Genomic DNA, 7,953 nt, shown 5'->3' on the forward strand with positions numbered 1-7,953 from the left:
AGGCTGGCCTGCTCCATGTCGGTGCCCCAGGCGAACTCGAGCACCACGTCGCTCTGGCCGGTGCGCGAAATGGATCGCAGCCGGCGCAGGCCCTTGACCACGCCCAGCGCCTCTTCCGCGGGTTGCGAGATCAGGGTTTCCACCTCGGCCGGTGCCGCGCCCGGATAATCGGTGCGCACGGTCAGGGTGGGATAGCTCAAGTCCGGCAGCAGGTTCACCTTCAGCCCGCTGAGCGCGATCAGGCCAAACAGAACCAAGGTGACGGTCATCATCGCCACCGTCACCCGTCGCCTCGTGGCGAATTCGACCAAGCTGAATCCGCGCGCTGGTGCTGCCAGCGGATCGTGGGACGAGCCCTGGCTCATTGCGCGCCCTGCGCCGGGGCTGCGTCAGCACGCGCCGCAGGCGCAGCCGCCAGCACCTTGACCGCGCTGCCGTCGCGCAGTGCCGCCTTGCCTGCCACCACCACCCGGTCGCTGTCCTTCAGTCCCGAGCGCACTTCCACCCAGGGGCCGTCATCGTACCCAAGCTTCACCGCAACCCGCACTGCCTTGCCGTTGCGCACGACGAACACCGCAGGATCGCCCTCGTCGTCGAGCAGTGCCTCGCGCGGGATCACCCGGGCGTCGGCGCGTTGGTCGTAGCGGATGCGCAGGCGGCCGAACATGCCCGGCTGCAACCCGCCGCTGCCGTCGAAGGCCAGCACCACGCGAAAGGTGCCACTGCCGGCATCCACCACCGGCGACACCCGATCCACCGTGCCGGCGAAGGTGCGGCCCGGCAACGCATCGATCAACAAATCGACCGGCTGCCCCGGTTGGATCTTCTCGATTTCGCGCTCGGGCACATTCAACGTGGCCTCCAGTCGCGAGGTATCGACGATGGTGAAGATCGGCGAATTGATCTGCACGAAATTGCCTGGCTTGATCTCGCGCGAGGCCACCACGCCGGCGATGGGCGCCGTCACGTTGCCGTAGGACAGCTCCAGTTGCGTCATCCGCAACTGGTCGCGGGCGTTGGCGAGGTCAAAGCGCAGTTGATCGACATCATTGGCGCTGACCATCCTCTGTTCCGCGAGTTGGACCGCGCGCCGGTAGTTGGCTTCCAGCTTGTTGACCTGGGCCGATGCCTGCGATGCCTGCAGGACAGCGCGGTCGCGGTCGATCCGGACCATCACTTGCCCAGCGTTGACATGTTGGCCGATGTCAACCAGCACCTGCAACGCGATACCCGAGGTCTTGGCCACCACCTGGGCTTGGCCGCGCGCATCCAGCGGCGCGGTGCCGGAATAGCTGGCAGCAATGGTCCGGCGTGCGACCGGGGCGACTTCCACGGGCACCGCGGCCGTCGCATCAGCCTTGCCATCGTTGTTGCCGTTGTCGCCGTGACTCCCCGGCCCACCGGTCTGGACCTTGCAGCCGCCGAGCGCCAGTGCCAAAACCAGCGCTGTCGACACGGCGACGACCGTCCAAACGCGCGCAAAATCCCTGTCGTGCATCGGAGATGAACCAATATTTAGTGTTGTAGTCAAGTATGTCACCTGCCGATCGTGCCGTGCATGCGCCGAAGGTCATGCTTGAGGAAAGTCGTTGAACAATGCCTCAGGATGGACGATGCGTCATGCATCGCTATACTTGGGCAATCGCGTCTCAATTTCATCCGGCGCGAATTCGTCCAAGGGGAATCACCAGATGATGCGTCCGTTGTGGATTGCCGCAAGCTCTGTCCTGCTGGCAGCGGCGTTTTCTGCCACCGCCCAGGATCCTGCCCCCGCCGCTGTGCAACCCGCTCCAGCCACAACCCCGGCAGCTGCCTCGGCCAGCGCAGGTGATGCGTCGCGCGGCAAATCCCTCACCTACACCTGCCGCGGTTGCCATGGACTGACCGGCTACAAGAACGCCTATCCGAGCTACCACGTGCCGAAGATCGGTGGCCAGTCGGAAACCTACCTGCGCAATGCACTGAACGAATACCGCAACGGCAATCGCAAGCACCCGACGATGCAGGCCCAGGCAGAGAGCTTCTCCGAGCAGGACATCAATGACATCGCCGCCTATCTTTCCAGCGTGAAGTGAGCCAGACCATGATCAAGATCGCCATGACCGGGCTCGCTGTTGCCTGTGCCCTGACGCTGTCGGCCTGCGGATCAGACGGCGGGGCGGAGCACGCTGCCGCCCGCGACAACGCCACCGTTCCCGCCCGTTTGCCCGCCGGCAACGTGGATGCGGGTCGAGCGCTCGCAGCCAAGGGCTCGGGCAGCGTCGCCGCCTGCGTGTCCTGCCACGGCGCCGAAGGCAACAAGCCGCTGGCCGATATGTATCCGAAGATCGGGGGCCAATATGCCGACTATCTGGCCCATTCGCTCCAGGCCTACCGCGCCGGCACCCGCAGCGGCGGCACCGGGGCAGTGATGGCAGCCCAGGCCAAGGGCCTCTCCGACCAGCAGATCGCCGACCTCGCGGCCTATTTCAGTGGTGTCCCCACCCAACTGCGCGACCTGCAGGAAGCGAACTGATTCAGGATCGACACATGCATCCCGCCCGGTCAGGCCGCAGACAGGACGTGACGCAGGATCAACCCGATTGGATGGAACTTCCGGCGGGTGATCGCCCACTGCTGCGTGCACCTGCCGCTTGCGTGCTTGCATGCGCCGCCTGCTGAGCGCGCTGCTGGCGGTCGGCACCGGCTTCGGCCTGTGGTTCCTGTTCGACCGGGTTTGGGGCGCCGAGCCTTGGGACGGCCCTGGTTTCAAGATTTACTGTCTGATCCTGAACTTGGCCGGCGTGTTCTGCACCTTGCTGGCGTCCCCCCGCAGACTGCTGGATTCCCTGCTCTGGACCGCATGTGTGGTACTGGGCGAATTCCTGTTCGCGCTGATCGATTCCAGCCGCTGGAATCTCTGGCCGCTGGCTCTGATCGCCTTGATCGTTCTGAGTTTCCCGGTTCTGATCGGGGCGATCTTTACCCAGTTGCTGCTGAAGAAATACGGCCGTTGATCGGGATCATGGCAGCAGGCAAGGTGTAAGCGCAGACTGCGGCGGATAGCAAACGACAACCATCGCCAGCCATGGGCAGACGCATCGCCATCGACCTCAACCCGGCGTTCGAAATCGTGATCGACGGCGCGCCGATCGCCCGTGCCTTCGGGTTGGACACGGCGACCTTCTTCCGCCTGCTGGCCCAGCGCAAGATCGACCAGCTCTGCGAGCGCGGCATCAACGAGGACGCCGGCCTGTACCGCGCCAGCTACTACTACGAGCGCAAGCGCGTGCGGGTGGTGGTGGATCGCGAAGGCCGCCAGCAGGGTGAAGTGGACATCCGCGAACGTGAGCCAGGGCAAGGCTGATCAAGTCCGCGTTGCCCGGCCACGCTTGCCCGATAAGCATATGCACATTCGGATTGACCAAGCAGCCACGAGATTTGGCATAGTCACGACGCCTCCAGACTGCGTGCTTCCATGTCCCGCCTGCTTGTGTTCCAGCACGTCGCCGCCGAACCCTTGGGGACGCTGGATCCCCTGATCCGACGCCGCGGCCACCGCATCCGCTTCAAGAACTTCGAACGCCATCCAGATGCCCAGCTCAATACCGAGCGCTATCACGGGCTGGTGGTGCTGGGGGGCCCGATGAATGTCGATGAGCATCCACAGCGCACACATCTGCGCAACGAGATGCTGGCCATCGAGGCGATGCTCAAGCAGGGCAAGCCGGTGCTGGGCATCTGCCTCGGCGCACAGCTGCTGGCGCATGTGCTGGGCGCGGCGGTGCCGCGCAATCCGGTCAAGGAGATTGGCTGGTACCCGCTGCACAAGACCGTCGCCGGCAGCCAGGACCCGGTGCTGGCACCGCTGGGCGACACCACCCCGGTGTTCCAGTGGCATGGCTGTCGCTTCGACATCCCGCAAGGTGCAGTGCACTTGGCGCGCAGCAGCGACTGCGAGCAACAAGCGTTCCGCTACGGTGACAACGCCTACGGCTTCCAGTTCCACCTGGAAATGGACGAGCGCCTGATCGACCGTTGGTTGGCCAATCCGGCCTACCGCGAAGAACTGCAGGATGCGGGCTTGCCGCACGCGGGGCATGGCGACCCAGAGCAGGCCATCCGCGCCCAGACCCGCCAACATATCGCCGCGATGCAGGCGCAAGCCGATGCGGTGTTCAACAACTTCCTCGATCTGGTCGGCCGCCCGCAGCGGCGCTACACTCTGCCCTCGCGCGAGTGGGTGTGAGCGCGGCAACCACGTCGGATTGGCCTGCCATCGATGGCGCAGACCCGGCATTGCCTGGAAAAGAAGGCCCGGCTCCGCAGGCATTGCGCCTGTCGGGAGTCGGGCCTTGTCTGCCGGAGCGATTCTGCGCGGCGCTTTGCACGACGTGCAGTTTTTCTTCGACGGGGTGAGCCTAGCGCAGCGCTTGTTAGAAATCGGCTAAGCCGCGCGCATTCACAATTGCCGTTCGTCGGGATGGCGCATTCAGCTGCGATCGGCCTGCGCCCACGGCCACCAACCGCGCCCGGTTTGGGCGTAGCGGTCGGCCGCCTGCTCGAAGCGGTTGCGTTCGCTGATGCCGCCACCCACCAACAGGTACAGCGGCAGGAACAGCGCACCCAGCACCATGTACTGATAAACGTGGGCGCGCTCGTGGTCGGCCATGACGATCGCCGGCTCGTCCACCAGCCCGGCGCGGCAAGCGTAGGTGCGGCACGGGCAGGCCAAGTCTGGGCCGGTGTGCAAGATGACATTGCCCAAGGTGATCGCCCCGCCCGGCCCCCACGGAAACTGCTGGAATACCAGCGCCAGATCGCCCCCACGCCAGCGCGCGCGCGCGCCAAACGCCAGCGCAAGTGCGCCCGCCAGCAGCCCGAACAGCGACACTGGCAGCGCCCAGAGCACGCCCAGCGTCAGCAGCAGGTCGCGCAGAACGGGCTGGCGCGGCAGGCGGTCCCAAGCCACGGCGGCAGCGCCTTCAGCCGCGCTTGCGCAGCCAGTCGTGGATGGTCTGCGGCACTTCGCGCTGGGCGCGGCTGGAGACGTAGATGCCGATGTGCCCGCCCTTGAACGCCAGTTCGGTGTAGTCATCGCTGCCGACCAGGTCACGCAGCGCACGCGAGGCATCGGGTGGCACCAGATGGTCCTGCTCGGCGTAGATGTTGAGCACCGGCATGTCGACCTCACCCAGGTGCACGTCCTTGTTGCCGATCTGCGGCGGGGTATCGCCCATGAAGCGGTTTTGCTGGAAGAACTGCGTGCTGAATTCGCGGAAGGCTTCACCGGCCTGGTCGGGTGAGTCGAAAATCCACTTCTCCATGCGCAGGAAATCCTCCATCGCCTTCCTGTCGTCGAGGATGTCGGCCATGCCCACGTATTTCTGCGCGAACAAGCGCCACGGCTTGAGCATCAGGTAGGTGAAATTCATCATGTCGGCAGGCACGTTGCCGAGCGTATCCACCAGCAGGTCGACGTCGATCTCGCGATTCCAGTTCGACAGCATGTTGTCCGGGGTGTGGAAGTCCACCGGCTTCAACATCTTGATCAGGTTCTTGATCTTGTCCGGGTGCAGGGCCGCATAGCACAGCGAGAACGCGCCGCCCTGGCAGATGCCGAGCAGGTTGATCGATGGCAGCCCATGCGCCTTGCGCAGATGGTCCACCGCGCCGCCGATGAAGCGCTCGATGTAGTCCTCCAGCGTCAGGTAGCGGTCGGAACGGTCCGGGTAGCCCCAGTCGATGACATAGACGTCTTCGCCGCGTTCCAACAGGCCCCTGACCAGCGACTTGTCTTCCTGCAGATCGACCATGTAAGGACGATTGACCAATGCATAGCTGATCAGGATCGGCACCTGCGCGGTTGGCCGGCGCTCACCCCTGAAGCGGTACAGCACGGTCTTGCCGTCACGCCAGACTTCCTCGCGCGGGGTGACGCCGAAATCGACGGCATCCATCTCGCGCAAAGTGCGGATGCCGGCGCCCAATTTGCGCTGCAGCTTGCCGGCTTCTTCGGCCAGCGCGTCCGGGGTGATGTTCAGCGGTCCGTACATGTCAGCGCTTCCTTGCGGCGGGCTTGCCGCGCTTCAGGGTCTTGGTCGTCTTCTTGGCCGTTTTGGCGGGCGCCGCGGTCTTGGCTGGCTTGCGCTTGGGCGGTGTGGCGGCTTTGGCGACAGGCTTGGGTGCAGGCTTGCCGCCAGTGCGCTTCGTGGCAGGCTTCGCGGGCGCGGGCTCACGACGCGGCGACTCCGCCGCTTCTTGGCGTGTGGCTGCACGCAGCGCGCGCTCCAGTTCGGCGATCTTGCGATAGGCACCATCCATCTCGCTGCGTACCGGCTGTCCACAGGCGCGCGCGGCCTGCTCCATCAGTGTCTGTGCGGCACCGCGCACCAGCATCTGGGCATTGGCGAGTTCGCCGAAGGCGTGTCGATACGCCTTCGACAGCGCCGCTTCGGCCCAAGCGTCTTCGGCTGCGTCCACCCACAGGTCGAACAAGGCCCGCACGCTGCCGATCTGGCGTCCGGGCTCCTCGTGTTCGGCCAGTTTCGATTCGAACCGCGACATGGCCGCCTGCGACACCTTGGCCAGCAGTGTGTTGTAGGCGCGCTGTGCGGCCTGCAGGCGCAGTTGTGCCTTGCCCAAGGTCTGCACGCGTTCCTGATGCTCGCGAGTGAAACCGAACGCAGGCATCCCCAGCGCGGCCGTCGCCTGCGCCCGCACTCCATCCAACCAAGGCATGGCCGCCTCACTCCAACGCGCGAGATTCTCCAACCCCGGGCCTTGCAGGCCCTGCATCAGGCCATCGAACGGGTGGCCACCTGCGAATGTCGAACGCCATGCTTCAGCGACGTCGCGTGCACTGTGGTCCTGTCCGCTGAACTGCGCCGCCACTTGCTGCATCCGCCCGTACCAGTCACCACACTGGCCGCGGAAGCGTTCCAGCACATCACCGAAACCACCGCCCCAGCCTGCCTGCCGCGACCAGAGACCCAATGCATCGTCCAGTCCTTGCTTGCCGGGATCGAAATTGAAGCCCGCCGAGCCATCGCGCAGGGCATCTGCCCACATGCCCCAGTAGCGTTGCGCCAATGCGGCGGGATCCTTCGGAAATTCAGCCATGTGTCCTCCGTGTTTGCGTGAATGCTAGCAATGCACGGCATGCGGTGCCATCACGCGCCGCGAATCGCACCCGTCTCAGGGCTTGGGAATGCGCAGGGTCTTGCTGATCATCAGCGAGCCGGACAACGCGAATATCAAGACCAGCGGATGCAACTGCCACGGCCCGAGCTTGACCACGCCCAGCCACAGGTTCACGCCGATGGCATCGCGCGATGCCGCCAGAGCCAGCAGGCCGACGATCAGCACACTGCTTGGAATCGGTGTGCCTTCGAAATATTTCACCTTGTCGCCACCGTCGGAGAGTGACTCGGCGGTGACGTTGTAGCGCGCCAGCCGGCTCACCCCGCAGCCGACGAAATAGCTGAGCACCACCCAGTCCCAACCACCTTGCAGACCACAGGCATAGGCAAGGGCGGCTGGCGCCACGCCGAAGCTGATCACATCGGCAAGTGAATCCAGCTCACGCCCCAGCGTCGATGCGACCTTGCGCCATCGTGCGATGCGGCCGTCCAGTGCGTCGAACACGAAGGCCAGTGGAATCAGCGCCATCCCCAGCATCAGGTCACGAACCACGCCGTCCTGCAGGAAGCGCATCGCCGCGAAGATTGCGCCGGTTCCGCAGAATGCGTTGCCGAGCGTGAACCAGTCCGCCAGCCGAAACTCGCGCAGCATCGAGAAATGGCGTTGCTTCATGGGCCGCTCCGTGTGGGCAACGGCAGAGTGCCAGAGCCAATGCGCGTGCTGCAATCAGTGCGGCATGGCCAGGTTTTCCGCCGCCAGCGGCTTGCCCAGGCGCGGCACGGTCGCGATCACCGCGCTTTCGGGCAGCGCGCCCTTGCCATCGAGATAGGC

The 7,953-nt window shown here is 65.0% G+C and carries 10 protein-coding genes and 1 pseudogene; 5 read left to right on the forward strand and 6 right to left on the reverse strand.

The features are described from left to right. A pseudogene (locus tag IT472_RS07760) lies at nucleotides 1-311 on the reverse strand (efflux RND transporter permease subunit); the annotation flags it as partial. A gap of 50 nt (nucleotides 312-361) precedes the next feature. Continuing rightward, nucleotides 362-1,498 carry an efflux RND transporter periplasmic adaptor subunit gene (locus IT472_RS07765; protein ID WP_297180574.1) on the reverse strand — a complete coding sequence of 379 codons (1,137 nt, stop codon included), beginning with the start codon at nucleotides 1,496-1,498 and terminating at the stop codon, nucleotides 362-364. 196 nt (nucleotides 1,499-1,694) lie between these two features. On the opposite strand from IT472_RS07765, the gene IT472_RS07770 reads away from it, so the two are divergent. The 5 genes from IT472_RS07770 to IT472_RS07790 all read left to right on the forward strand — a co-directional run bounded on the left by IT472_RS07770 (nucleotide 1,695) and on the right by IT472_RS07790 (nucleotide 4,228). Then, a complete protein-coding gene (locus IT472_RS07770; RefSeq protein WP_297180590.1) occupies nucleotides 1,695-2,075 on the forward strand; it encodes a cytochrome c in 381 nt (126 codons plus the stop codon). Between the two features lie 8 nt (nucleotides 2,076-2,083). Continuing rightward, the gene (locus IT472_RS07775; protein ID WP_343231822.1) at nucleotides 2,084-2,515 is read left to right on the forward strand and encodes a c-type cytochrome; all 432 of its coding nucleotides are present in this window, start codon (nucleotides 2,084-2,086) and stop codon (nucleotides 2,513-2,515) included. A gap of 130 nt (nucleotides 2,516-2,645) precedes the next feature. Next, the gene (locus tag IT472_RS07780; RefSeq protein WP_297180576.1) at nucleotides 2,646-2,996 is read left to right on the forward strand and encodes a hypothetical protein; all 351 of its coding nucleotides are present in this window, start codon (nucleotides 2,646-2,648) and stop codon (nucleotides 2,994-2,996) included. A 71-nt stretch (nucleotides 2,997-3,067) separates the two neighbouring features. Continuing rightward, nucleotides 3,068-3,346, forward strand: a complete 279-nt coding sequence (locus IT472_RS07785) for a DUF6522 family protein (RefSeq protein ID WP_297180578.1) — start codon at nucleotides 3,068-3,070, stop codon at nucleotides 3,344-3,346. Nucleotides 3,347-3,457: 111 nt separating this feature from the next. Continuing rightward, the gene (locus tag IT472_RS07790) at nucleotides 3,458-4,228 is read left to right on the forward strand and encodes a gamma-glutamyl-gamma-aminobutyrate hydrolase family protein (RefSeq protein ID WP_297180580.1); all 771 of its coding nucleotides are present in this window, start codon (nucleotides 3,458-3,460) and stop codon (nucleotides 4,226-4,228) included. Nucleotides 4,229-4,471: 243 nt separating this feature from the next. Here IT472_RS07790 and IT472_RS07795 read toward each other — a convergent pair whose 3' ends face one another. The 4 genes from IT472_RS07795 to IT472_RS07810 form a co-directional block, all read right to left on the reverse strand. Continuing rightward, nucleotides 4,472-4,951 carry a hypothetical protein gene (locus IT472_RS07795; protein ID WP_297180582.1) on the reverse strand — a complete coding sequence of 160 codons (480 nt, stop codon included), beginning with the start codon at nucleotides 4,949-4,951 and terminating at the stop codon, nucleotides 4,472-4,474. A 13-nt stretch (nucleotides 4,952-4,964) separates the two neighbouring features. Further along, entirely contained in the window at nucleotides 4,965-6,035 is a 1,071-nt protein-coding gene (gene phaC, locus IT472_RS07800) for a class III poly(R)-hydroxyalkanoic acid synthase subunit PhaC (RefSeq protein ID WP_297180584.1), read from the reverse strand. A 1-nt stretch (nucleotide 6,036) separates the two neighbouring features. Beyond that, entirely contained in the window at nucleotides 6,037-7,101 is a 1,065-nt protein-coding gene (locus IT472_RS07805) for a poly(R)-hydroxyalkanoic acid synthase subunit PhaE (RefSeq protein WP_297180586.1), read from the reverse strand. 75 nt (nucleotides 7,102-7,176) lie between these two features. Continuing rightward, the gene (locus IT472_RS07810) at nucleotides 7,177-7,794 is read right to left on the reverse strand and encodes a CDP-alcohol phosphatidyltransferase family protein (RefSeq protein ID WP_297180588.1); all 618 of its coding nucleotides are present in this window, start codon (nucleotides 7,792-7,794) and stop codon (nucleotides 7,177-7,179) included. Nucleotides 7,795-7,953: the final 159 nt, after the last annotated feature.

This window comes from Thermomonas sp. (assembly GCF_020850895.1).
Lineage (GTDB): Bacteria > Pseudomonadota > Gammaproteobacteria > Xanthomonadales > Xanthomonadaceae > Thermomonas.

Coding starts and splice junctions, on each gene's coding strand:
- IT472_RS07765 (WP_297180574.1), bottom strand. CDS start 1,498: ATGCACGACAGGGATTTTGCGCGCGTTTGGACGGTCGTCGCCGTGTCG.
- IT472_RS07810 (WP_297180588.1), bottom strand. CDS start 7,794: ATGAAGCAACGCCATTTCTCGATGCTGCGCGAGTTTCGGCTGGCGGAC.
- IT472_RS07775 (WP_343231822.1), top strand. CDS start 2,084: ATGATCAAGATCGCCATGACCGGGCTCGCTGTTGCCTGTGCCCTGACG.
- IT472_RS07770 (WP_297180590.1), top strand. CDS start 1,695: ATGCGTCCGTTGTGGATTGCCGCAAGCTCTGTCCTGCTGGCAGCGGCG.
- IT472_RS07805 (WP_297180586.1), bottom strand. CDS start 7,101: ATGGCTGAATTTCCGAAGGATCCCGCCGCATTGGCGCAACGCTACTGG.
- IT472_RS07785 (WP_297180578.1), top strand. CDS start 3,068: ATGGGCAGACGCATCGCCATCGACCTCAACCCGGCGTTCGAAATCGTG.
- IT472_RS07780 (WP_297180576.1), top strand. CDS start 2,646: ATGCGCCGCCTGCTGAGCGCGCTGCTGGCGGTCGGCACCGGCTTCGGC.
- phaC (WP_297180584.1), bottom strand. CDS start 6,035: ATGTACGGACCGCTGAACATCACCCCGGACGCGCTGGCCGAAGAAGCC.
- IT472_RS07790 (WP_297180580.1), top strand. CDS start 3,458: ATGTCCCGCCTGCTTGTGTTCCAGCACGTCGCCGCCGAACCCTTGGGG.